At 63.6% G+C, this 25,704-nt stretch carries 16 protein-coding genes and 1 pseudogene; 8 read left to right on the top strand and 9 right to left on the bottom strand.

The features are described from left to right. Window positions 1-27: 27 nt before the first annotated feature. From THL1_RS01935 to THL1_RS01915, 5 genes and pseudogenes are all read right to left on the bottom strand, one after another. The gene (locus THL1_RS01935) at window positions 28-1,371 is read right to left on the bottom strand and encodes an MFS transporter (protein WP_069081705.1); all 1,344 of its coding nucleotides are present in this window, start codon (window positions 1,369-1,371) and stop codon (window positions 28-30) included. A 294-nt stretch (window positions 1,372-1,665) separates the two neighbouring features. After that, a complete protein-coding gene (locus THL1_RS01930) occupies window positions 1,666-2,877 on the bottom strand; it encodes a M24 family metallopeptidase (protein ID WP_069081704.1) in 1,212 nt (403 codons plus the stop codon). Between the two features lie 450 nt (window positions 2,878-3,327). Next, window positions 3,328-4,086, bottom strand: a pseudogene (locus THL1_RS01925) (GlxA family transcriptional regulator); the annotation flags it as partial. A 4-nt stretch (window positions 4,087-4,090) separates the two neighbouring features. Next, window positions 4,091-5,467: an L-serine ammonia-lyase gene (locus THL1_RS01920; protein ID WP_069081702.1), complete on the bottom strand. Its 1,377-nt coding sequence runs from the start codon at window positions 5,465-5,467 to the stop codon at window positions 4,091-4,093. 290 nt (window positions 5,468-5,757) lie between these two features. Further along, window positions 5,758-6,060 (bottom strand): hypothetical protein, encoded by a 303-nt coding sequence (locus THL1_RS01915; protein ID WP_069081701.1) that lies wholly within the window; start codon window positions 6,058-6,060, stop codon window positions 5,758-5,760. A gap of 207 nt (window positions 6,061-6,267) precedes the next feature. On the opposite strand from THL1_RS01915, the gene THL1_RS01910 reads away from it, so the two are divergent. Together THL1_RS01910 and fusA are read left to right on the top strand one after the other, a co-directional pair. Beyond that, entirely contained in the window at window positions 6,268-7,308 is a 1,041-nt protein-coding gene (locus THL1_RS01910; protein WP_069081700.1) for a low specificity L-threonine aldolase, read from the top strand. Between the two features lie 866 nt (window positions 7,309-8,174). Next, a complete protein-coding gene (gene fusA, locus THL1_RS01905; protein ID WP_069081699.1) occupies window positions 8,175-10,220 on the top strand; it encodes an elongation factor G in 2,046 nt (681 codons plus the stop codon). 121 nt (window positions 10,221-10,341) lie between these two features. On the opposite strand, the gene gstA is transcribed toward fusA, so the two are convergent. Both gstA and gbcB read right to left on the bottom strand, forming a co-directional pair. Beyond that, window positions 10,342-10,947 (bottom strand): glutathione transferase GstA, encoded by a 606-nt coding sequence (gene gstA / locus THL1_RS01900; protein ID WP_069081698.1) that lies wholly within the window; start codon window positions 10,945-10,947, stop codon window positions 10,342-10,344. A 672-nt stretch (window positions 10,948-11,619) separates the two neighbouring features. Further along, on the bottom strand, window positions 11,620-12,723 hold the full coding sequence (gbcB, locus tag THL1_RS01895; RefSeq protein WP_069081697.1) for a glycine-betaine demethylase subunit GbcB: 1,104 nt from the start codon (window positions 12,721-12,723) through the stop codon (window positions 11,620-11,622). A 350-nt stretch (window positions 12,724-13,073) separates the two neighbouring features. Here gbcB and gbcA point away from each other — a divergent pair, with 350 nt between their 5' ends. The 5 genes from gbcA (at window position 13,074) to THL1_RS01875 (ending at window position 19,590) form a co-directional block, all read left to right on the top strand. Next, window positions 13,074-14,363 (top strand): glycine-betaine demethylase subunit GbcA, encoded by a 1,290-nt coding sequence (gene gbcA / locus THL1_RS01890; protein ID WP_069081696.1) that lies wholly within the window; start codon window positions 13,074-13,076, stop codon window positions 14,361-14,363. A gap of 503 nt (window positions 14,364-14,866) precedes the next feature. Next, window positions 14,867-15,187: a hypothetical protein gene (locus THL1_RS29415; RefSeq protein WP_145928244.1), complete on the top strand. Its 321-nt coding sequence runs from the start codon at window positions 14,867-14,869 to the stop codon at window positions 15,185-15,187. Window positions 15,188-15,529: 342 nt separating this feature from the next. Continuing rightward, on the top strand, window positions 15,530-16,096 hold the full coding sequence (locus tag THL1_RS01885; RefSeq protein WP_069081695.1) for a fimbrial protein: 567 nt from the start codon (window positions 15,530-15,532) through the stop codon (window positions 16,094-16,096). Window positions 16,097-16,170: 74 nt separating this feature from the next. Then, window positions 16,171-16,911, top strand: coding sequence for a fimbrial biogenesis chaperone (locus THL1_RS01880; protein WP_069081694.1), 741 nt, complete (start codon window positions 16,171-16,173; stop codon window positions 16,909-16,911). Between the two features lie 105 nt (window positions 16,912-17,016). Then, window positions 17,017-19,590 carry a fimbria/pilus outer membrane usher protein gene (locus THL1_RS01875; protein WP_083245787.1) on the top strand — a complete coding sequence of 858 codons (2,574 nt, stop codon included), beginning with the start codon at window positions 17,017-17,019 and terminating at the stop codon, window positions 19,588-19,590. 31 nt (window positions 19,591-19,621) lie between these two features. Here the strand turns inward: THL1_RS01875 and THL1_RS01870 are convergent, their stop codons facing one another. Continuing rightward, entirely contained in the window at window positions 19,622-20,257 is a 636-nt protein-coding gene (locus THL1_RS01870; protein WP_069081693.1) for a response regulator transcription factor, read from the bottom strand. Window positions 20,258-20,423: 166 nt separating this feature from the next. Between THL1_RS01870 and THL1_RS01865 the strand changes: the two genes are divergently transcribed. Further along, complete coding sequence (locus THL1_RS01865; protein WP_069081692.1) at window positions 20,424-21,620, top strand: EAL domain-containing response regulator; 1,197 nt, start codon at window positions 20,424-20,426, stop codon at window positions 21,618-21,620. Here THL1_RS01865 and THL1_RS01860 read toward each other — a convergent pair. Beyond that, on the bottom strand, window positions 21,614-25,210 hold the full coding sequence (locus THL1_RS01860; protein WP_069081691.1) for a transporter substrate-binding domain-containing protein: 3,597 nt from the start codon (window positions 25,208-25,210) through the stop codon (window positions 21,614-21,616). The two genes, THL1_RS01865 and THL1_RS01860, sit on opposite strands and share 7 nt — an antisense overlap. Window positions 25,211-25,704 lie beyond the last annotated feature (494 nt).

Below are 25,704 nucleotides of genomic sequence, written 5' to 3'. Positions count from 1 at the left end.
ACCCGAAGTTGGCAGGATCGCCAGTCCTCAGTCGTCCGCCAGGGCCTTGTGCGCCGTCTCGCAGATGCACAGCATCGCCAGCAGCGCCACGGCCGCCGCCGCTACCAGCATCCAGGCCGGAGCCATCTTGTCGCCGGTCTGGCTGATCAGCCAGGTGGCGATGAACGGTGCGGTGCCGCCAAACAGGGCGTTGGCGGTGTTGAAGCTGAAGGCAAAACCGCTGTAGCGCACCCGCGTCGGGAAAACTTCCGCGAGGAAACACGGCAGGGTGCCGTCGTTCATCGCCAGCATCAGGCCGAAGGCGATCTGGATCAGCAGGATGAAGGCGAAGCCCTGGCCTTCCAGCAAGCCGAACAGCGGTAGCGTGAGCGCGAGGAACAGCAGCGACGCGGCAATCAGCATGGTCTTGCGGCCGAAGCGGTCGGACAGCTTGCCCATCAGGAAGATGAAACCGATGTAGGTCGCCAGTGACACGGTGGAGGCCAGGAAGGAATCGGTTTCGGTCATGCCCATCTCGGTGGAGAGGTAGGTCGGCATGTAGCTGAGGATCAGGTAGAAGGCCACCGCGTTGAGGCAGGTGACGCCAATGGCCACCAGCACCTTCACACGGTGCACACCCATGAGTTCGCGGATCGGCACCTTGTGCTCGGCTTCCTTCTTCTCCATGGCCTGTTCCATTTCGCGGAACTTGGGTGTGTCCTGCAGGTGCAGGCGGATGTAGCGGCCAATCAGCCCCAGGGGCGCCGCCAGCAGGAAGGGAATGCGCCAGCCCCAGCTGTGCAGTTGCTCGGTGTCCAGCTGCGAATAGAGCAGTGCCGCGAACAACGAGCCGAACAGCAGCCCCGCCGCGGTGCTGGCCGGCACCAGGCAGGTGTAGAAGCCGCGCTTGTTGTCCGGGGCGTACTCGGCGAGGAAGGCCGCCGCGCCGGCGTATTCTCCGGAGGCGGAGAAGCCCTGCACCAGCCGGATCAGCAGGAGCAGCAGCGGCGCGAACATGCCCACCTGGGCGTAGGTCGGCAGCAACGCGATGCAGAAGGTGGCGCCGGACATGATGAGGATGGACAGGGACAGGGCGTTACGCCGGCCGTAACGGTCGCCGATATGGCCCCAGACGATGCCGCCGATGGGGCGGACGATGAAGGAGATCGCGAACACCGCGAAGGCCGCCAGCAGGCCGGTGGTCTTGTCGGTGGCAGGGAAGAACACGACGGCTATCACCGCCGCCAGGTAACCGTAGGCGGCGTAATCGAACCACTCGACGAAGTTGCCCATGAAGCTGGCGGTCGCCGCGCGGCGGAGCGTGCTGCGCTCGCTGCTGGCCATCTGGCTTCCGGCCTGGCCGTAGGCCAGGGTCTGATTGGATGAGCTCATCGGGCACCCCCTTCATACGGGAGTTGCGCCTGGATGCCTGGAGTATGGACGGGAGTGCCCCGACCGTTGTTGAAGGACACACTGTCGGCCGCTCCCCATAGGAGCGTTCCTGCAATAAACCTGACCATCGCCTGTACCTCTATTGTTATGTCGTGTAGTTCGGCAGCGGGTAGTCAAAGGGCGGCGCGTGCGCAGGGTCTGGACCCCGTGAATGCCGCGCGTCGATTCTTGTTGTGGTGATGCGTGAAACCACGGCCCGCGCAGGAGGTCGGCGCTGCGCGGGCGTGGACTGGATCATTTGCGGATGATGTTTTTCTCCGGGCCGTAGGGGAACTTGGTGATGTTCTCGGCATCGTTCTCGTTGACGATCAGGATGTCGTGCTCGCGGTAGCCACCGGCACCCGGCAGGCCTTCCGGCAGCATGATCATCGGTTCCATGGACACCACCATGCCCGGCTCCAGCACAGTGTCGATGTCCTCACGCAGCTCCAGCCCGGCCTCGCGGCCGTAGTAGTGGCTGAGGGTGCCGAAGGAGTGGCCGTAGCCGAAGGTGCGGTATTGCAGCACATCGTGCTTGAGGAAGATTTCGTTAAGTTCGCGGGCGATATCGCTGCAGCGCGCACCGGGCTTGATCAGCTTCAGACCGGCTTCATGCACCTCGACGTTGACCTGCCACAGACGCAGGTGGTCGTCGGAGCAATGGTCGAGGAACAGGGTGCGCTCCAGCGCGGTGTAGTAGCCGGCGATCATCGGGAAGCAGTTGAGGCTGAGGATGTCGCCCTTGTTCACCTTGCGGGTGGTGACCGGGTTGTGCGCACCGTCGGTGTTGATGCCGGACTGGAACCAGGTCCAGGTGTCCATCAGCTCCACGTCCTCGAAAGTATCGGCGATGGCACGGACCATGGCCTGGGTGGCGTGAAGCGCCACTTCGTACTCCGGCACCTGGTCACGCAGCGCTTCTACCACCGCCGCGCCACCGATGTCAGCGATGCGCGCGCCGTGGCGGATCATCACGTGCTCTTCGGCGGACTTGATCATGCGCATGCGCATGCAGGCAGCGGCCACATCCACCAGCTCGGCATCCGGATAGCGGGCGGCCAGCTTGTCGCGGTTCTGCAGGTTCAGGTGGTCGTGCTCAATGCCGATGCGGCGAGCCTTGGGCAGGGCCTGCTGGATGGCGACGAAGTAGTTATCGCGCTGCCAGTCGGTGTAGACGATGTTGTCGGTGCCGACAGTGCGGCGCCACGGCTGGCCGCCGTCGATGTTGGCGCTGATGCTGATGACGTCGTCCTGGGTCACCACCAGCGCGTAGGGGCGGCCGAAGGAGCAGTAGAGGAAGTCGGAGTAGTAGTTGATGTTGTGGTACGAGGTGAAGATCGCGGCGTCGATGTTCTCCGCCGCCAGATGAGCACGCAGCTTGGCCTGGCGATTGGCGTATTCCTGGGCGGAGAAGGTGGAGCGAACCTTGTCGCCGTTACGGATGCGGAGCGTCTTGGGCATTTGCATGGCGGTGAACCCTTGTTGTTTTCCACTGACTCGACACACCGGACTGGTGGGCCGTTGGAAAGCATTGCAACAGAAGCCCTCCGCCACTTTTTGTACGAATCCGACCCGAAGTTGGTCAGATCCGCTGGGGTGGGGTGGGGGCTCGAGCGGGGATCAATTGCCCTCATCCGAACGCGGCCCGCCCAACCCTCTCCCAGAGGGAGAGGGAGCTGTCCGTGCGCAAGGTGGGCCTGAGTCACCCCTCTCCCTGCGGGAGAGGGGCCGGGGGTGAGGGATGTTGAGGCCGACACGGAGCTCTTCTGTAGGGGCGAATTCATTCGCCCCCACACGGGAATCACCTACCCACCCCACCAAAAAACAGGCCCGAACCGTGCTGCCAGGCACGGGCGGGCCCGAAGGTGGTGTCGCTCGGTGTCAGTGCAGGGCGGCGCGGCAGAGTTGCGGCTTGTCCAGTCGCTCGTTGCTGGGCGGAATACCGAAATGCTCGCGGTAGCACTTGGAGAAGTTCTGCGCGGAGAGGAAGCCGCAACCGAAGGCCACCTGCACCACCGGCAACGCGGTCTGGCGCAGCAGTTGGCGGGCGCGCAACAGGCGCAGCTTGAGGTAGTAGCGCGACGGCGAGCAGTGCAGGTACTTCTGGAACAACCTTTCCAGCTGCCGCCGCGACAACTCGATGAAGCTGGCCAGGTCATCCAGTTCGATGGGTTCCTCCAGATTGGCCTCCATCAGCGCGATCACTTCCTGCAGCTTCGGCTGGGCGCTGGCCAGGGCCTCGCGCAGGGTCAGGCGGCTGGCCCAGGCCGGGATGCTTTCGCCGTCCTGAAGCAAACCGGCCTCGGCCAGCACGGCGCGGGCAGATTCCAGCGCGCCCAGCTTCACGCCGTGCGCGGCCAGGTCGCGGAGCTGTGCGAGCAATCCGGCATCGGCGAGCGGAGCGCCGTCGCCGCCGCAGAGGATCAGGGCGTCCAGTTCGCGTGCCTCGGCGAGGCTGCCTTCGGGTGTCAGCTGCATACCGTTGCCGGCGCGCACCGGGGTGCCGTCGCAAGTCAGGGTGCACCAGCGATAGAGCCCCGCTCCGGACAGCTGGTTGGCAAGGCGCAGCGGCTCGAGTGCGCCGGCCAGGGCGATCAGGCTGAAGTCCTCCAACAGCAGGAAGCCGATGGATTCGAAGCGGGTTTCAGACTGCGGCAGGGCTTGATAGGCGGTCATGGCATCAGCACTCCACCGCGCTCACGGCCAGGCCACCGCGCGAGGTTTCCTTGTACTTGTCGTGCATGTCCGCCCCGGTGTCGCGCATGGTGCGGATCACCTGGTCCAGCGAGATGAAGTGCTCGCCGTCGCCGCGCAGCGCCATCTGCGCCGCATTGATCGCCTTCACCGCGGCAATCGCGTTGCGCTCGATGCACGGCACCTGCACCAGTCCGCCCACCGGGTCGCAGGTCAGCCCCAGGTTGTGTTCCAGGCCGATCTCCGCCGCGTTCTCCAGCTGCGCCGGGGTCGCCCCCAGTACTTCCGCCAGTCCCGCTGCCGCCATCGCACAGGCCGAACCCACTTCGCCCTGGCAGCCCACTTCGGCGCCGGAGATCGAGGCGTTCTTCTTGCACAGGATGCCCACCGCCGCCGCGCCGAGGAAGAAGTTCACCACGTCGTCCTCGCTGGCCTCCGGGTTGAAGCGCATGTAGTAGTGCAACACCGCCGGGATGATCCCCGCCGCGCCATTGGTGGGCGCAGTGACCATGCGCCCGCCGGCGGCGTTTTCCTCGTTCACCGCCAGGGCGTAGAGGTTGACCCATTCCATGGCGCTCATGGTCGAGCCGATCACGTTGGGTTTGCCCAGCTCCTGCAGGCTGCGGTGCAGCTTGGCGGCACGCCGGCGCACATTCAGCCCACCGGGGAGGATGCCTTCGTGGCCGAGGCCGTTGGTCACGCATTCCTGCATGGCGTCCCAGAGCTTCAGCAGCCCGGCGCGGATCTCCGCCTCGCTGCGCCAGGCCTTCTCGTTGGCCAGCATCAGTTCGGCGATGCGCAGGTTGTGGCGCTGGCAGAGTTCCAGCAGCTCTTCGGCACTGGAAAAATCGTAGGGCAGTGCGGTGGCGTCCTGGTCCAGCTGGCCGGACTTGGCCTGGGCCTCGTCGACCACGAAGCCGCCGCCGATGGAGTAGTAGGTGTCGCGGTGCAGTTCACCCGCCTCGCCTTCGACGATCAGGGTCATGGCGTTGGGGTGGTACGGCAGGTTCTCGTCGAGCAGCAGCAGGTCGCGTTGCCAGTCGAACGGCACCGGGTGCGTGCCGTCCAGCCGCAGTTCGCGGGCTGCCTGCAGCGCCTCGATGCGCGGGGCGATCTGTTTCGGGTCGACCTGGTCTGGCCATTCGCCCATCAGCCCCACCAGGGTCGCGCGGTCGGTGCCGTGGCCGACGCCGGTGGCCGACAGCGAGCCATACAGGCGCACCTCGACCCGCGTCACCTGCTCCAGCAGGCCGCGCTCGCGCAACGCCGTGGCGAACAGCGCCGCCGCCCGCATCGGGCCCACGGTGTGCGAGCTGGAGGGGCCGATACCGATCTTGAACAGGTCGAACACACTGATGGCCATGCCGATTCCCCGACTACATCTGTGGGAGCGATTTCAATCGCGATTACTGGCCACAGGCCTGGCCTTTCGTTTCTCTGCCTGGAGACGCTACGCGTCCCTTTCGCGAATGAATTCGCTCCTACAGGATTCTCCTGATCCGGCATCGGCAAAATCTGTCCGTATCCGACCCCAAAATGCACCTGTCCACCGCCCTCGCCCACAGAAACCGTGGACCGCCCTGTGGAAAAACTGTGGAGTCGGCCACGCAGCCCGCGCAGTGCGCAGGCTACGGTCAGGCGATCAAATTTCGATCAGTCGTTCAGCTGGCTCAGGCAGGACTGGGAAACCTTGATCAACCGCTGGTGGGTCTGTTCCGGCAACGGGGTCTTCTGGCTTTTCAGCGCGGCCAACTCGGCGCTGCTGAACTCCACGCTGACCCGATCGGCGGCACAACCGCAGTAGCGCTGCAGCTTGTCCGCAGCGATGTTGGCCTGTGCACTGGTCTTGCAGTCCTGGATGAAGCGGTCGCGCTCACCGCTGGGCCACTCGGCGGCAACGGCCGGCAGGCCGATCAGCACGGGAACGAAAAGAGCGATCAGGGTCGGGTAACGCATGTCGGTTCCTCCTTCCAGGGTGGGGCGTCGCATTCACGCGCGCTCTTGGGTTCTGAGATGCCTGGGGAGGATTGAGTTCCCTGTTCCTGACCAGGCGCCGAAGGCAGAAAAGGATGTCGCCTCGAACGAATCCCGTGCGTCCAACCTGGCGTAAAGTTAGCCCCCATACGCCTGTGCCTGCAGGCGAACGGACAGAAGGACCAGGATATGACCGACCAGACCCAGCAATTCGCCAGCGACAACTACTCGGGCATCTGCCCGGAAGCCTGGGCCGCGATGGCCGAGGCCAATCGCGGCCATGAGCGCGCCTACGGCGATGACCAGTGGACGGCCCGCGCGGCCGACCATTTCCGCCAGTTGTTCGAAACCGACTGCGAAGTCTTCTTCGCCTTCAACGGCACCGCCGCCAACTCCCTGGCCCTGGCATCGCTGTGCCAGAGCTATCACAGCGTGATCTGCTCCGAGACCGCCCACGTCGAAACCGACGAATGTGGCGCCCCGGAATTCTTCTCCAACGGCTCCAAGCTGCTGCTGGCCAAAACCGTCGACGGCAAGCTGACCCCCGAGGCGATCCGCGAAATTGCCCTGAAACGCCAGGACATCCACTACCCGAAGCCCCGTGTGGTCACCCTCACCCAGGCCACCGAAGTGGGCACCGTCTACCGCCCCGATGAAGTTCGCGCCATCAGCCAGGTGTGCAAGGAGCTAGGCCTGAACCTGCACATGGACGGTGCGCGCTTCGCCAACGCCTGCGCCTTCCTCGGCTGCTCGCCGGCGGAGCTGACCTGGAAAGCCGGTGTCGACGTGCTCTGCTTCGGCGGCACCAAGAACGGCATGGCCGTCGGCGAGGCCATCCTGTTCTTCAACCGCGAACTGGCGGAGGACTTCGACTACCGCTGTAAGCAGGCTGGCCAACTGGCGTCGAAAATGCGCTTCCTCGCCGCGCCCTGGGTCGGCCTGCTACAGGACGACGCCTGGCTGCATTACGGCAGGCACGCCAATGCCAGTGCACAACTGCTGGCCGAACTGGTCGCTGACGTCCCCGGCATCAGCCTGATGTTCCCGGTGGAAGCCAACGGCGTGTTCCTGCAGATGTCCGAGCCCGCGCTGGAATACCTGCGTGCCAAGGGCTGGCGCTTCTATACCTTCATCGGCGCCGGCGGTGCCCGCTTCATGTGCTCCTGGGACACCGAGATGGACCGCGTGCGCGAGCTGGCGGCGGATATCCGGGCGGCGATGGGGGCCTGATTCGCACCGCTGACCGCTGAACCACTGTAGGGGCGAATTCATTCGCCAAGGGCAGCGCAGCTGCCCTGCTAAACCCAGCAAGGCAGACCTTCGGTCTGCTTGGCGATTGAAATCACCCCTACAGGTTTTTCCGCTCTCCCCTCCCCCGCCTTACCCCCGTTTTCCGTGGACCAACCTGTGGACAATCTGTAGAGCCACGGCTGCAGGCCGCGCCGCTCGAGCCCTCCAGCGAACTGGTTATTTTCTGATCCATTTCAACAACTTGCAATTTCTTCCACACAAATTCTGTGCAGCGAAAGGTACACAAGCTGTGGAAAACAGCCTGCAGCCCTTATCTCACCTGCGATACACCGAGCTGTTCGTTTTTTGATCTCCAAGCATCGACAACCGGATTACCCCCAGACCATGTGGATAATCCTGTGGAAAATCTGTTGATGCCGCTGTATAGCCAAATCCCCATCGCTCCTGGCTTTCAGCCAATTTCACGCACAAGAGATCCCGCTCGCCGAAAACTTGCGCACAAAAGTCGTGAAGAACCCTGTGGAAAAACCGTTGGCAAGTTATCCATACCCAGCATTCACGGGCTGTACAGCCTACCGATCAATTACCGATCACTCGCACTTTTCCACTTCTCCACGCCCTTGGTCGTGCGTTCAGCGGTGGAAAATCCTGTTTTTACTCACAAAGCCAGTGGAACCTTCTGTGGGCAAGCTGTACAGATACCCGCCAGGGCCACGGCTGGCGCGGGCTGCCAAGATATGTTCATTTTTCGAGCAGTATCAACAGGTTGTGGTAAACCTTGAGCTTCCGGGGCAGGCATGGGGCGCCTGCCTATACTGGAAACACCCCAGCGCGCGGAGGTGCTCATGGCGAACTACTCGGTGGAATCCATTCGAACGGTCGCCCTGGTCGGCCATGGCGACAGCGGCAAGACCAGCCTGACCGAAGCCCTGCTACACCGCAGCGGCGCGATTGCCAGCGCCGGAAGCCTGGAGCGCGGCGATACGGTTTGTGACTTCGACCCACTGGAGCGCGAGTACCGCCACTCCCTCGCCACGGCCCTGACCCACTGCAGCCATGCCGGTGCCGAGCTGAACCTGATCGACACCCCCGGCTACCCGGACTTCATCGGCCAATCCATCGCCGCCCTGGCTGCGGTGGAAACCGCGCTGGTGGTGGTCAATGCGCAGAACGGCATCGAGCTCACCACCCGCCGCATGATGGCCATGGCCGCCGAGCGCGGGTTGTGCCGGATGCTGGTGGTGAACAAGATCGACGCCGAGCGTGTCGACCTCCCTGCCCTGCTGGCCAGCTTGCGCGAGGTCTTCGGCAAGGAAGTGCTGCCACTGAACCTGCCGGCGGACAACGCCAGCCGCGTGGTGGACTGCTTCTTCGAACCTGCCGGCGAAGCCGACTTCTCGTCCGTGGCCGACGCGCATCAGGCCCTTGTGGACCAGGTGGTGGAGGTGGACGAGGAGTTGATGGCGCGTTACCTGGAACAGGGCGAGATCTCCCCGGCGGAACTACACGAGCCCTTCGAGCGGGCGCTGCGCGAAGGGCATCTGATTCCCCTGTGCTTCACCTCCGCACGCACCGGCGCCGGGGTGGCCGAGCTGCTGGAGATCCTCGCGCGCCTGGCGCCCAACCCGACTGAAGGCAACCCGCCGCTCTTTCTCAAGGGCGAGGGCGCGCAGGCCAGGGCGTTCCGCTCCCGGCCGGACCCGCAGGAGCATGTGCTGGCCCATGTGTTCAAGGTGGTGATCGACCCGTTCGTGGGCAAGCTCGGCATCTTCCGCGTGCACCAGGGCACCCTGGTGCGGGATATGCAGTTGTTCGTCGGTGACGGCCGCAAACCCTTCAAACTGGGCCACTTGCTACGCCTGCAGGGCAAGCGTCACGAAGAAGTGACCCGGCTTATCCCCGGTGACTTCGGTGCCCTCACCAAGGTGGATGAGGTGGAGTTCGACGCGGTGCTGCACGACTCCCATGACGAGGACGAGATCCACCTCAAGCCCCTGGACTTCCCCGCGCCCATGCAGGGCCTCGCCATCGAGGCCAGGCGCCGCGGCGACGAGCAGCGCATCGCCGAAGTGCTGAGCCGCCTGCAGGCCGAAGACCCCTGCGTGAAGCTCGACTACCAGGCCTCCACCCAGGAAACCGTGTTGCGCGGCATGGGCGAATTGCACCTGCGCTACCTGCTGGACCGCATCACTGGCACCTACAAGCTCGAGGTGGAAACCCGCCCGCCCAGGGTGCCCTATCGCGAAGCCATCACCCGCCCCGCCGAGGGCCACAGCCGGCACAAGAAACAGACCGGCGGTGCGGGCCAGTTCGGCGAGGTGTTCCTGCGCATCGAACCACTGCCCCGGGGCAGCGGCTTCGCCTTCACCGATGAGGTGAAGGGCGGCGTGATTCCGTCCCAGTTCATCGTCTCGGTAGAAAAGGGCGTGCGTTCGGTACTGGGCTGCGGCCCCCTGGCTGGCCTGCCGGTGGCGGACGTGAAGGTCACCCTGTACGACGGCAAGCACCACCCGGTGGACTCCAAGGACATCGCCTTCCAGGCCGCCGGGCGCAAAGCCATGCTGGACGCCCTGCGCGCCGCCGGTGAAGTGGTGCTGGAACCGGTGGTCGCCGTCGAGGTGAGCGCGCCGGAAACCAATCTGGGCGACATCACCACCGATCTGATCGGCCGCCGCGGCCAGGTCACCGGCACCGAATCCCTCTCCCAGGGTCTGGCACTGGTCCATGGCCAGGTACCCCTGGCGGAGCTGGATGGCTATGCCGGCCGGCTCAAGGCCATCACCCAGGGCCACGGTGCCTACAGCATGGTCCTCAGCCACTACAGCGCCGCACCGCAGGAGGTGCAGCAGAAGCTCGCCGGGACCTACAAGGCAGTGCAGGAGGAGGATTGAGGGAGATCCACCGGGCGGCCCCGGTGGCTTCGGTTCCTTGTGGGAGCGAATTCATTCGCGAAAACGGGCGCCGGCCAATCGCGATTGAAATCGCTCCCACGATCGAGACTGGCCTTCTACCTCAAACCAACCCCTCCGCCTTCAACGCCTCCTGCACGGCCGGGCGGGCGGCCACCCGGCCCTGGAAGGCCTGCAGCTCGGGGCAATCGGAGAGGTCCATCTTCACATAAGGCGCCCAGCCGGCCACGGTGAAGAGGTAGGCATCCGCGGCCGTGAAGTCGTCGCCGGTGAGGAACTGCCGGCCGCGCAACTGTTCCGAAACCCACTGCAGGCGCCGATGGGCCATGCCGGCGTAGGTCGCCTTGGCCTTGTCATCCAGCATCGGGTTGAACAGCGCGCCGAGACTCTTGTGCACTTCGCTACTGATGAACGCCTGCCACTCCATGACGCGGTAGCGCAGCAACTCGCCAGCGGCCGGCATGAGGTCGGTGCGGCCAGCCTGGTCGCACAGGTACTGGCAGATCACCGGCCCTTCGGTCAGCGCCTGGCCGCCGTCCAGTTCCAGCAAGGGGACATAGCCCTTGGGATTGCTGCGGTAGTAGTCCTCGCCAGCCCCCGTCTTGTGGGCGGCCAGGTCGACTTTTTCCAGGGTGAAGGGTTTGCCGATCTCGCGCAGGACGATATGTACGGCGAGCGAACAGGCTCCGGGGGAATAGAAGAGTTTCATCGCGATTGATCCTCTGGCAGGCCACGGGAAACCGGCGCGAAAGGACGCCGGCAAAAGGCACGGGAACAAGCATAGTGGGATTATCCCCGCGAGCAGTGGACCATTGCTCAGTCTTTGGTGGGGGCGAATTCATTTGAACTTGGGAAACCACGTCCTGCGGACGTGGTCATGAGTCACCGGCTCTGCCTGTGACGATTCGAGTCAGCGAACCAGCAGGATACTGCTAGTCCCGTAGGGTGCGCCGCGCGCACCGGGAGACAGACTCGGAGTCGCCACCATCGCCGCGGTGCGCATGGCGCACCCTACTGTTGGGCAAGGTGGCGGAGATCAGCTGGGTGCTGCGTGTGAGGATGGCCCCCTTATAGGGGGCAAACACAAGTCCACGTTCTACGAACGTGGATCTTTACTCGCGAAAGCAGGCCGCAGGCCTACCCTGCAATCTCCCAAAGGTCAGCCTGCGCATTACCCCCGAATTCCGTGGATCAGCCTGTGGACAAGCTGTTCGTTCCTGCCGCTCGCCCACGGTCTGCGGGCGCTGCCGAGAATTGGTGGTTTTTCCAGCGATTTCAGTGAGTTGCACACAACAACTGTGCATCGCCGTATCCACAAGCTGTGGATAGATGGCGCCAGCCCGCGACTGGCGCGGGCCGGCGGAGTCTGATCAAAAAACCATCAGTAATCGATGGCCACATCGCCCTTGGGAATGCTGCAGCAGGAAAGGATGTAGCCCTCGGCAACGTCTTCGTCGGTGATGCCGCCGTTATGCTCCATCTCCACTTCGCCGGCGGTCTTCATCACCTTGCAGGTACCACAGATGCCCATGCCGCAGGCTTTGGGAATGTGCAGGCCGACTTTGGCGGCAGCCGTGTGCACGGTTTCTCCGGGGGCGATGCGGATACTCTTGCCGGTGCCGGTGAATTCCACCAGGTTCATGGCGCCCGCCGGTACTTCGGCGGCGGCCTCGGCCGCCTCGGCGGCGTGCTCATTTACTTCCGCGCGGATTTCCGGCGGGGTCGGGCCGAAGGCCTCTTCGTGGTAACGCTTCATGTCGAAGCCGGAAGCTTCCAGCAGACGCTTGATCGCCGCCATGTAGGGCGTCGGGCCGCAACAGAAGATCTCGCGCTCCATGAAATCGCCGGCGATCAGGTCAAGCATCGCCCGGCTCAGGTAGCCGCGATAACCGGACCAGGTTTCGCCGATTTCGTACTTCTCGCAGATCAGGTGCAGCTTGAAGTTGTTGATGCGCGAGGCCATGTGGCGCAGCTCGCGGTGGTAGATGATGTCCTTCGGCGTACGCGCGCTATGGACGAAGATCATGTCCACCGCACCGTTGGTGTCGAAGAACCAGCGCGCCATGGACATCACCGGGGTGATACCGACGCCACCGGAAAGGAACAGCACCTTTTCCGCCGGGAAGTCGATGGCGTTGAACAGGCCCACCGGGCCATGCACCGGGATCACATCACCTTCTTTCAGGTTGTCGTGCAGCCAGTTGGAGACCTTGCCGCCCGGCACGCGCTTGATGGTCAGGGAAAAGCTGTAAGGCACCGAAGGCGAACTGGAAATGGTGTAGGAGCGCATGATCGGCTGGCCGTCGATCTCCAGTTCCAGGGTCACGAACTGCCCCGGCTTGAAGAAGAACACCATCGGCTGGTCAGCCATGAAACAGAAGGTGCGCACGTCCCAGGTTTCCTGGATCGCCTTGACGCAGCGAACCATGTGCCGGCCGTTGGTCCAGGTCTGGGTCGTGATGGGATTGAGGAAGTTGTTGGTCATGGACGCTGCTCCGCGCGCGGCCGGATATCGGCCTATTGCGACGGATTGTGAATAACGCAAAAACGGCCCATTTACCTGTCTGCGACATTCACATGCTTATCGCGACCTGCCAGCAACCACCGGGCCTTGCGCGTCGGAAACGGATGTTCGCATGTCGCCCATGGGCAAGGTCGTACCTCACAGCGCCAGCACACTCAGTCCCAGCCGAACCATAAGGCTTCCGAGCGAACCACCCTCGCACTCGCAGCAGAGGCGAACAGCGAGGGCAGGCCACGCCGCCTTGCGTGTAAACCGAACCAGCCACTTATTTGCGGCGGTCGCCAGCGCGACCAGCCATTGAGGAGTTACCGATGGACGTCACTTCCACCCTGAGTCTGGGCGACCCGCTTGAACCCGCACGTAAGGCCACGGCCGACATGCTCCGCGAGCGCGACCACAGCTTCTCCCTGCCACAGCCGTTCTACAGCGACGAGCGCCTGTTCCAGATCGACATGCAGGAGATCTTCCACAAGGAATGGCTGATCGCCGGCATGACCTGCGAGATCCCCGCCAAGGGCAACTACCTGACCCTGCAGATCGGCGACAACCCGATCATCGTGATCCGTGGCGCCGAAGGTCAGATTCACGCCTTCCACAACGTCTGCCGCCACCGTGGCTCGCGCCTGTGCGTCAGCGACAAGGGCAAGGTCGCCAAGCTGGTCTGCCCCTACCACCAGTGGACCTACGAACTGGACGGCCGCCTGCTGTTCGCCGGCACCGAAATGGGCGCCGACTTCGACCTCAAGGACTACAACCTCAAGCCCGTGCACGTGAAGAGCGCCGGCGGCTACATCTTCGTCAACCTGTCGGAAAACCCGCCGGCCATCGACGACTTCCTCTCCACCCTGGCCCATTACATGGAGCCCTACGACATGGAGAACACCAAGGTGGCCGTGCAGACCACCCTGAAGGAAGCCGCCAACTGGAAGCTGGTGATCGAGAACAACCGCGAGTGCTACCACTGCAACGGTTCGCACCCGGAACTGCTGAAGACCCTGCTGGAGTGGGACGACGTCACCGACCCGCGCGCCAGCCAGGCGTTCAAGGATCAGGTTGCCGCCTGCACCAAGGCCTGGGACGAGGAGAAGATCCCCTACGCCCACGCCAGCTTCGGCCTGCGCAACCGCATCGTGCGCATGCCGCTGCTCGACGGCACCGTGTCCATGACCATGGACGGCAAGCAGGGCTGCAAGAAACTCATGGGCCGCATCAAGAATCCGGACCTGGGCTCCATGCGCATCCTCCACCTGCCGCACGCCTGGAACCACTGCATGGGCGACCACATGATCGTCTTCACCGTGTGGCCCATCAGCGCCCAGGAAACCGTGGTCACCACCAAGTGGCTGGTGCACAAGGACGCCGTGGAAGGCGTGGACTACGACGTGGCGCGCCTGCGCGAAGTCTGGGACGCCACCAACGACCAGGACCGCCGCCTGGCCGAAGAGAACCAGCGCGGCATCAACTCCACCGCCTACCAGCCGGGCCCGTACTCCAAGACCTACGAGTTCGGCGTGATCAACTTCCTCGACTGGTACAGCGAACGCATGCTCAACAACCTGGGCGATACCCCGGCCACCAAGCTGCGCCAGGTCAACGAGTAACGCATCGAGGCGCTCCGCGAGGCGGCCTAGGCCGACCTCCCGGAGCCGGGGGAACAGCCATGTCCGTGTGCCTCGGCTTCGCCATCCTCCTGACGTTTTACGGACTGGCCTCGAGCCTGCTCAAGGCCTGGTCCGAACGTTCACACTGAGGTCCCTCAAGGACCACCCTCGCCCTCGCTGGGATGTCGGCCCCGGCGGGGGCTTTTTTTGCCTGAACGATCCCTCGCCACGCGCACCGGGGGCGTCCTCCTGACAGAAGCTGCCTTCAGGCAGCAATGGAAAAACCTCCAATGATCTCTGGTTCCAGTAAGCAAGTGGGGGTAAGAAATTTCCTAATACAGACAGATTGAGGACAAGTACTCAATTTGCCAGGGAATTGTCCGAAAGATGAGAAGCCTCTTCAGATAGACCATGAATTCCTACAGAAAAACCGGACAGCCAAGATGTGGCGAGTAAGAGTCTTCTGATTTTTACTGACCCTGAGCCAGATAGAGGGTCACACCATGAAAATTATCCTTGCTTCTACCGCTCTGCTGCTGACTGCATTTTCAGCCGACTCCTACTCAAACGAAGAAAAGACGATCCACGGCATCATTCACTTTGTCGGAAGCATAAGTAGGGCTCCATGTGAATATCCCACGGCCACCTGGCACCAACACGCCGGTCGCACCAACAGTTCCAGTCCGGATCGTGCCGGGGCGGTCCCAGCCCCGAGCAATAGGTGCGCCGGGATCAGCGATACATCCTCGATCAGCACCTATGAAGTCGCAGGTACTTCCAGGACCACGACGCGCGGCAAGGTGGTGGTGGTGACCTTCAATTGAAAGGATGAAGCGCCACGGAGCGTCGCCACGGCTCCCCGGCATAAGTGGTGGGGTCTGGCGGCTCCCGTGAGCGAACACGGCACCTTTCAACACAAAATGTTCTCGTTCGCGATCAACCGGTCCGGATGTGGACGGCGGCTATCCATCAGTCGAATCCCGATCCGGCCGAACTCCCGCTAACTGTGGTCTTGAGGCTCAGGCCAGAAACGGGCTACCGACCATGGCGGTCATTCCTTACAGAACCAAGAACCTCATCTGATATACCCGGAACTCATCGATGTTTATCGTGGCTGGGCATTTCGATGCATCACTTTTTGTGATCAATATCTCTTGGAGTAAAGAATGAAAAAGCTTTCCCTCGCGTTCATCGCCATGTCCGTCATCGCGGCCAGCGGTTCCGCTTTCGCTGCCCCGGCAGGTCAGGGCCAGATCAACTTCACTGGTTTCATCAACAACGACGCCTGCTCGGTCGAAGGCAGCCAGGGCAAAAACAAGGCCGTCACCGTCGACATGGGCACCGTCTCCATCAAGGACATCGGCACCGCCGAAGCTCCGAACGGCGGCCGTCTGGCAGCTGCTGACTTCAACCTGAAAATCAACTGCAACGCAGGCACCAAGGTCGCCATGCTGTTCGACGCCACGTCCGGTTCCGGCGTCGTTGCCGGCAAGAAGGTCCTGGCCCTGAACCCCGGCACCAACACCGCCAAGAACGTCGGCATCGCCATCCTCGACAGCGACGGCAAACCCGTCGACCTGAGCACCCCGGCCACCGCCAAGATCGAGGCCGACCTGAAGGGTTCCGACGCCACCCTGAACTTCGCGGCCGCCTACGTCACCACCGCTGACCCGTCGTCCGCCACCGCGGGTGACGGTAACGCGACCCTGCCGTTCACCCTCGAGTACGAGTAAGCAGGTACTGCGTCCCTGAAGATAGGCGAGGCCACCCGGCCTCGCCACCTCCCTAGTACCTGGTGGTAATACCTATGCTCCGTCGTACGATCTCTGCCTGCGTGGGCGCCCTGAGCCTGGTGCTGGCGTCACACGCTTGCGCGGGTATATCCCTCAGCTCCACCCGCATCGTTTTCAACAGCTCCAACAAAGAGGCTAGCGTCACGGTCCGCAACGCTGGCCAGGACGTCCTGGTGCAGTCCTGGATCGACGGCGGGAACGACACCGACACTGCCGCGCCCTTTGCCGTAACCCCGCCCCTCGTCCGTCTGCCGGCTAACGAGCGGCAATTACTGCGCATCCTGTTCGAGGGTAGTGGCATGCCTGGCGACCGGGAGTCGGTGGTGTGGCTGAATGTCCAGGAGATCCCCCAGACCACCGCCGGCCAGAACACGTTGCAACTGGCGGTACGTCAGCGCATCAAGGTGTTCTTCCGCCCGGCGGGGCTGACCGGCGAGGCCAGCCTGGCTCCAGAGGAACTGCAATGGCGACTGGTGTCAGGGGCCGGCAAGACCGAACTCAAGGTGCGCAACCCTGGCAACTATCACGTGTCCATGAGCGACGTGAAGCTGGGAAGCGAGGTCGCTGTCGACTCCACGATGGTTGCGCCTGGCGAAGAAAAGACCTTCACCGTCCCACGTTCGATTTCCGCAGGCGCTGTCGATCTGTCGTTCTCCAGCATCAATGACTACGGGGCGCAAGTGCCTTACTCCGCCCGTATCTCGGCCAGCGGTGCAACGGGCACTACGGCGAAGCGCGCCGACCGGGCCTCGTAACGGCTCTCCCCAATCCTCTGGCTCACCTCTAGCGGGCGTCACGCACGCCTGCGCGACACCGCTCTTTCGGCGGAGGTGGGCCAGGCTTATTGCAGGCATTCAGAAATGAGCAATTGGCCCAGGCATACCTCGGGACAGTGCGCGCGGCCGGCCATTGGCAGCCAGCTGCTCCCGTCGATGATTCGCCCCAGCAGACTTGCGCTAGCCATTTCCCTGGCTATTCCCGCAGCAGCTTTCGCTGCCGAGTATCCGCAGCCGCTGCCGGTGGAAGACGCGCAGGTCGCATCCTTCAACACGACCTTCCTGAAAGGCGCTTCAGGGACGGTGGACGTGCAGCAATTGCTGCGCAGTAACAATGTCCTGCCCGGCAACTACCGGGTCGACCTCTATGCCAACGAGATACTGGTCGGCCGCCGGGACATCGACTTCCAGCGCAACCCGCAGACTGGGATCGTCGAGGCCTGCCTGAACTTCGACCTGCTGCATCTGCTGGGCATCGACATGGCCAAGCTGATGGAACAGGGCAAGCTCGACCCCGAGGCCGTGGACACCTGCTACGACCTGTCGACCCTGATCGACCAGGCCGTGCTGCGCTTCGACTCGACCCGCCTGCGCCTGAACGCCAGCATTCCACAGATCGCCATGCTCCGGGGGCGCCGCGGCTACGTTGACCCAGCGCTCTGGGACCATGGTGTCAACGCGGCCTTCATCAACTACCAGTTCAACACCAACAGGAGCCGGGACGACTACGGCCGGCAGACCGCCAGCAACCTGGGCCTGCGCAACGGTATCAACCTGGGCTCCTGGCGCCTGCGCAACGAGTCCAACTACCGGACCGGCACCGGTCGCCCGAGTACCTTCAAGAGCAACCGCACCTATCTGCAGCACGACGTCACCCGCCTCAAGGGGCAGTTCGCCCTGGGCGAGATCTACTCCGACACCGACCTGTTCGACAGCGTGCGCTATCGCGGTATCAAGCTGGCTTCCGACGAGGCCATGCGGGCGGACGGCGAGCGCGGCTATGCGCCGGTGATCCGCGGCGTCGCGGAAACCAACGCGACGGTGGAAATCCGCCAGAACGACTACATCCTCCACTCCACGACCGTATCACCCGGTCCGTTCGAGATCAGCGACATCTACCCGACCGGGTCCAACGGCGACCTGGAAATCACCGTCATCGAGGCGGACGGCCGCCGCCGGGTAACCCGCCAGGCCTTCTCCAGCCTGCCGACCATGGTTCGCGAAGGCCAACTGAAATACAGCCTTTCAGCCGGCCAGTTCAACAGCAACAGTGACGACCAGAAGACCCCCGGATTCGTCAGTGGAACCGCCGCCTACGGCGTGAGCAGCAACCTCACCGGCATTGTCGGCGCCCAGGCCACCCAGGACTTCAACGCTGTTTCGGTCGGTGCTGGCCGGAACACCTCGATTGGCGCCGTATCGCTCGACCTGACCCACTCCGCCAGCCGTGTAAGAGGGCTGTCCGCACGGGGCAACAGTGTGCGAGCCCTGTACGCCAAGACCTTCACCGATACCGATACCAGCTTCACCCTGGCGGCCTACCGCTACTCCACCGAGGGCTACCGGACACTCACCGAGCATGTCCAGGAGCTCAGCAGCGGCCTGCCCGCTACCAGTGGCCGCTCGAAGATCCGCACCGACCTGACCGTCAACCAGACCCTGGGGCAACGCCAGTACGGCAACCTCTACATCAACGCCAGCGACGAGCGTTACTGGAATCGCGGCGGCTCGCGCAGCCTATCCGCCGGTTACTCCAATGGCTGGCGGGACGTCAGCTACAGCTTCAGCGTCAGCCAGACGCGCAACACCAGCACCTACGGCCAGTCGAACGACGACACCCAGGTCAGCCTCTCGGTTTCCTTCCCCTTGGGATCAAAACCGCGCGCACCACGAGCCTATGTCTCGGCCACCAGCCAGAAACACAGCGACAGCACACAGGTCGGGGTGAACGGCTACCTGTCCGAGGACAATGACCTCTCCTACTCGGTGCAAGGCAGCAATAGCAGTGGCAGCGGCAACTCGGGCTCGGCTAGCCTGAACAGCCGCAATTCGATGGCGGACATCACCCTGGGTTACAGCAAGGGGCGAGGCTTCACGTCGGAAAACCTGACCGTGGCCGGCGCCCTGGTTGCCCATGCGGGCGGGATAAACCTGGGGCAGCCGGTGGGGGAGACCTTCGCCCTGGTGGAAGTACCCGACATTCCGGGCGTCGAAATCAGCAACTACACTGGCGTGAAAACCGGCTACAACGGCTATGCAGTGATACCCAACGCACAGCCCTACCGGGTGAACTGGATCTCCTTGAACACGCGCAACCTCGGCGGCGACATCGACATCGACAATGCCACGCAACAGGTCGTGCCACGCCGCGGCGCTGTGGTGCGCGCCCGATACGAAGGGAAGAAGGGGCGCCGCGTCCAGTTCGAGCTGTTCGACAGTCTGGGGCAGGCTATTCCGTTCGGCGCCTCGCTGGAGGACGCCAGCGGCAAGCAACTGGCCATCTCCGACCCCAGCGGCCGGGCGCTGGCGCTAGTCGAAGAAGAGCAGGCCACGCTGACCATCAAGTGGGGCGGCACGCAGTGCTCCGCCGCCTACTCGCTCCCGCCGCAGGACAAACCCAGCAACTATCAGCGCTACCGCCTTACCTGCCAGGGCTGACCGGGCGGAATGGCTCCACGGGTACGGGTCGCTAGCCTTCCCGCCGGGCGGTGAGCTCATTGCGCCGGGCAAACTCGATCAGCTCCAGCAGGGACCCCAGGTTCAGCTTCTGCTGGATGCGCGTCTTGTAGGTGCTGACGGTCTTGTTGCTGAGCAGCATGCGCTCGCCAATGTCCTTGTTCGACAACCCGGTCGCCAGGTACTGCAACACCATCAGCTCCTGGTTGGAGAGCCGTTCGACCAGTTCAGCCTCGCTTAGAGCGGGCGATTGTCCACCGTTCAAGGTGCTGGAAGGGAAAACGGTGAAACCGGCACTGATGGCGTTGATGGCGGTCAGCAGGTGCTGCAGGTCTTCTTCCTTGCTGACAAAACCCTTTGCACCGGCCTGGAAGCAACGCTGGGAAAAGCCTTCCGCCGGCTGGGACGTCAGCACCAGCACATGACTGTCCAGGCCTAAGGCGCGAATTCGCGAGATGACATTGAGACCATCAAGGCGCGGAATCCCGATGTCCAGGATGACAATGTCCGGTTCGTGCTGGCGGATCAGTTGCAAGGCGTCGACGCCATTGTCCGCTTCGCCGACGACCTCGATTCCATTGCGCTCCAGCAACATGCGGACGGCCATCCGGATGACCGGGTGATCGTCGACTATCAGGGCACTTCTCATTGCAACCTCGATATCAGTGGGGCGAGCACCATTGGCATTGCCCTCAGTGGTGGCCGTTAATCTACCACCGATGAAATTTCCTACACCCTCACAGGAAGCGTCGCCTAGCCGGGGACGATCCACCCTCAGTAACGTGGCCGGTATCCCAAACCCTGTCGAGCCCAACATGAAGAACATCAGCATTCTGGTTCTGGAAGACGAACCATTCCAGCGCCTGATCGCCGTCACCGCCTTGCGGCAACTGGGGCTCGAGCGCATCCATGAAGCAGCCGACGGCGCCGAGGCACTGGCACGCCTGGAAGCCTGTGGCGGAGTCGACATCGTGCTCTGCGACCTGCGCATGGCCGGCATGGACGGCCTGGCCTTCCTGCGCCATGCCAGCCAGGCGGGTACCGTCCGCTCGGTCATTCTCAGCAGCGAAGTGGAACCGGAGTTGCGCCAGGCGACCATTTCCATGATTCGTTGCCTTGGATTTCACTTTCTCGGCGACCTGGGCAAGCCCTTCAACATCGAGCATGCCGAGGCCCTGCTCGGGCGGCACACGCCACAGCCGGCCGACATGAAGCCCATTCGAGAATTCATCGAACCACTTGGCCTGGACGAGATTCTCCGCGGCCTCGGGCAGGGCGAGTTCGAAGCCTGGTTCCAGCCCAAATTCCACCTTGAGAGCGAGAAGATGCAGGGCGCTGAAGTCCTGGCCCGCTGGCGCCATCCGCAGCACGGCATACTCCCGCCCTCCCGGTTCCTGCCGGCCATGGAGGCCCATGGCCTGATCGACCGGTTGTTCTGGCAGCTCCTCGCGCAAGGCCTGACATTGCAGCAGGACCTTGCCCGCGCCGGGCAACAGGTGAACCTCGCGTTCAACCTCCAGCCCCAGCAGCTTAGCGATCAAGACCTTGCCGAGCGCGTCGGGAAAGCCCTGGCGGACGCCGGGGTACCTGGCAAGAGTCTGACGTTCGAACTCACCGAAACCGGCCTGCTGGAAGCCCCCGCCGCCAGCCTGGAAAGCCTGGTGAGATTGCGCCTGCTGGGGTGCGGACTGGCCATGGACGATTTCGGCGCTGGCTACTCGTCGCTCGACCGGCTCTGCGAGTTGCCCTTCAGTCAGGTCAAGCTGGATGCCGTCTTTGTCCGCAAACTCGTGAGCCAGCCCCGCAGCGGCGCCATCATCAGCAGCGCAGTCGCGCTGGCCAACGCAATGGACATGACGCTGGTGGTGGAGGGCGTGGAAACCGTCGAGCAGCGCGAACGCCTGCTGTCGCTCGGCTGCCAGGTGGCCCAGGGTTACCTCTTTGCCCGACCGCAGGATCGCCACAGCTTCTACGCCCTGCTGTCGAGCACGAGCAGCGCCGGGTCTCACTGATCCCTTGCGGCTATCCGCGCCATCAGCGCGCGTTCCAGCTCCAGCATCGCGTGCTGCAGCGCTTCGGCGGTTTCCTGCAGGGCCAAAGGGTCCGGTGCCGGAGACTTACAGGTCTGTTCGAGGTTGATGCAGGCGGTGATCAGCGGCTCGGCCTTGACCACCCGGGCAGCGCCCTTGAGCCGATGCGCGAGCTCCAACAGCCCCGGTATATTGCCCTGATTGGCCAGTTCTCCCAGCGGTTCCAGGTCCCGCCGATTGGTCTCCAGCAGCTCGTTCACCAGATTGCGGATCAGTGTCGGATTGCCACCGGTCAACGGCGCCAGCGGCGCCAGGTCGAACAGGCCGGCGTTGGCCTCCCCCTCGATACGCGCAGCAGCCTGGACCGCCAGCGTGCCCCCCGACGCGGCACGCAGCTTCTCTTCCAGCACATCGAGCCCAATGGGTTTGATCACGCAGTCGTCCATGCCCGCGTGGAGAGCCCGCTCAACCTCCTCCGGCTGGGCGTCGGCAGTCAGCCCGAGAATCAGCGTCGGCACACCGGGACGCTCGCGTTCTGCATCGCGGATGGCACGCGCGAGCTCTGCGCCACTCATCTGCGGCATATGGCAATCGGTGGCCACCACGTCGAAATGCCGGGCCCGCCATGACGCAAGGGCGTGCTCACCGTTCTCCGCTTCGACCACCTCATGTCCCAGGAAACCCAGCTGCTGGGCGAGGATCTGCCGATTCACCGGATGATCGTCCACCACCAGTACCCGCAGCCGGCGCTGCCCCTGCATGTGCGCCGCCACAGCCGCGACGGGTTCGGCAACCGGGTCAAGGCGATGCAGACGCAACTCCACGTCGACCCGCGTACCCTCGCCGGGGGCGCTGGTGAGCGTCAGGCGCCCGCCCATCATCTCGCAGAGCGAGCGGCAGATGACCAGCCCCAGCCCCGCGCCCTCCGTCTGGCGGTAGCCACGCTCCACCTGGGCGAACGGACGGAACAGGCAGCCCTGGTCCTCCTCGGAAATACCGATGCCGGTGTCTTCGACACTGAGGTTCACGCGCAACAGCCCCGGTTCCACGCCTTCGCCGTGAATCTGCAGGCGGACGCTGCCCTCCCGGGTGAACTTGATGGCATTGCTGACCAGGTTCGACAGGATCTGCTTGAAGCGCATGCTGTCCACCAGTACATCGCCCTGAATGCTGGAGTCGATATCGAGCACCAGGTTCAGCCGCTTCTGCCGTGCCAGGCCGTCGAACACTCGCGCCACCGACTCGACCAGTTCGCGCAGGTTGGCCCGTTGCGGCGCCAGGCTGAGGCGGCCGGATTCGATACGGGCGATATCGAGGATGTCGCCAATCAGCACCAGCAGGCTGCGCGCCGAGCCGTAGGCGATTTCGATGCTGGAACGCTCGATGGGCTGATCAGCGGCGCGCTTCAGCGCCAGTTCGAGGATGCCGATCACCGCATTCATCGGCGTGCGGATCTCGTGACTCATGGTCGCCAGGAAGGTGGTCTTGGCGCGGCTGGCCTCGTCCGCCAGGTTCTTCGCCGCCTCCAGCTCCTGCACCAGGTGACGGTGCTCGGTGATGTCCAGCCAGCCGCAGATCACGCCCTTCACCTTGCCGCTGGAGTCCTGGAAGGGCTGGATCCAGTGATCGATCCACAGCAGCCTGCCGTCGCGGCGAACGGAGTGGACGCCCTGGATCATCCGCCCTTCCGCCATGGCCTGAAGATAGAGCCGATGGAAGTCCGGTGCGGCCTCGAAGGCTTCGGCAGGCAGTTCCAGCGCCGTCAGGCCGCGTATCTGCTCCAGCGGCAGGCCGAGGCTGTTCAAGTAACTGCGGTTGCACGACAGCAGGCGCCCCTCGGTATCGCGCACATAAAGCGGCGGCGGCATGCTGTCGGTCAGTGTCTCGATGAAGCGCAGCTCGTCGTTGAGCTGGCGCTCGGCGGTCTGCCGGCGGCGTACCTCGCGACGCAGGCGCAGGACCCAGGCCAGCACCAGCAGGAGCAGGAGAGCGGCGCCGATGACAATGCGCAGGATCAGCGTGCTGTAGTCCCGCCAAGTCTGCGGGCTCATGCCCGGAATGCCGCGCCAGCGGTTGGACGTGGCGTTGAGCTCGTCCGGCGAGATGCTGGCCAGGGCCTTCTCGATGATCGAATACAGCTCGGTATCGGCGCGACGCACGGCGAAACTGGCATGGGCCGGCTCGATCCGTAACAAGGCTGCGATCTTCAGGCTGTTCTGGAACAGGCGCACGGTGTAGTACTGCGCCACGGGCATGGCCACCAGGGCGTAATCAGCCTCGCCCGAATAGACCAGGTTCATCGCATCCAGGGATGATCCGGTGTCTATCAGGCGCATGTCCGGATAGACCTGGCGCACCTCCTCCCGCGCGACATGGCCCTTGCCCAGCGCCAGGCGCTGGCCGCTCATGGCACCCGGCTGCGCGACCGCACCGCCCTCACTGGCACGCGCCACCAGCACGAAAGGGCCGCTGGCGATCGGCCGGGTGAATCGCAGCAGGCTTTCCCGCTCCTTGCTCGCCGTCAGGATGGCCAGGTCCGCGTCACCGTTCTGCAGGCTCTCGAGCTGCCTGGCAAAACCGCCGGCATGGCTGGTCGTTTCAAAACGCAGACCGGTGCGCAGCGCCACCATTTCCAGCAGGTCCGCTACTGTACCGCGCAGTTGGCCGTTGTCATCGAAGAACGCCAACGGCGCCATGTCGTCGTCGATCACCAGGTGCACCAATGGATGGCGCTCCATCCAGCGTGTCTCCTCGGGGGACAACGGAAGCAGGTCTCGCGCCGGAATCACACCGCTGCCCACCCAGCGCCGAGAAGTCTCGTCCAGCCGCGCCCGGCCGACCGCGCGTAGCGCGCTGTCGAGGCCACGCAGCAGGCGCTGGTCACCCTCGCGGACGATGAAGGCAATGCCGACATCCGGCCGGTCGACGAAACGGTCGAACTTGGCCATGCCGTAGAAGCTGCGGTTGAGCTGGTAGTAGACCGGCAACAAGTCGCCCAGCAGCAGGTCGGCCTGACCGAACGCCACTGCCGCCAGACCATCCTCAACCGAGTCGGCAACCACCTGCCGCGCACCGGGATAGCGCTGACCAAGCGCCTGGTCGTGCCCGGGCAGCAGCGCAACCGTGACGCCGGCGAGGTCCTTCGGGAAGGCGCGCGAGTCGTCGTAGCGCCGGAACATCGCCAGGCGATCGGAGGCGAATGGCAGGCTGCGGACGACGGGCAGGCCCGTGCCGTCCTGGCCATCGCCGATCAGCAGGTCGACTTCTCCAGCAACCAGTGCCTGCAGCAGGGCCGGCCGGTCGGCGTAGCGGCGCAACCGGACCTGCATGCCCAGAAACTGCTGGACCAGGGCGACCACATCGGCGGCAATCCCCTCGTAGCTGCCGTCTCGCCCGACGATCTCCAGCGGCGCGAAGCCATCAGCCGCCACCCCCAGCACCAGTTCACGCTTCTGTCGCAGCCAGTGCCAGTCCTCCTCGCTGATGACGAGTTCTTGCTGATCGACCACCAACTGGCTGGAGAGCGTCAGTAGGCGGGCATCCTCTCCTGCGTGGGCTGTCATCCCCGCCATCAGTAGCCAGAAGACGAACCAGACAGGCCGCGACAGCGCTCTGAAAAAGGAAATACGGGTCACCTGACCAATCTGCCTCGATGAATTGAGTGAACAGAACAATAGTTGAAACAGGCAGCTTTCATCAGGTCTGGGGCCACGCCAGGAAATCCACCTACACGCTATGTAGGAAACTTCCTAAAGACCCAATCAAAAGGCAAACCGCCAATATACTTCCGGCCTTATACATTCACCGATTACTTCGAAGTGCCCCTTATGGGGTCAATAAGTTTCAGATCTTGGTGAAAGTTAGTACGAAGTACTCGGATCAGTCTGAAAGACAAGTCGCTCGATTCTGAAGAAGTTCTCAGCGAAAGCCAACTTGACTCTTCTCGGCACTGAACGCAGCGAGCACACAGCGCCAACGGGTGGAAGTGGCCGCCGCAAATCCGGGAAGCGCACGTTCCCAACGGCATCTTTCAGAAGGCCTGCGTGCCCTCCGTACTCATTGGAAA

Source organism: Pseudomonas sp. TCU-HL1, from assembly GCF_001708505.1.
Lineage (GTDB): Bacteria > Pseudomonadota > Gammaproteobacteria > Pseudomonadales > Pseudomonadaceae > Metapseudomonas.
This window is presented reverse-complemented; position numbering and strand designations above follow the sequence as displayed.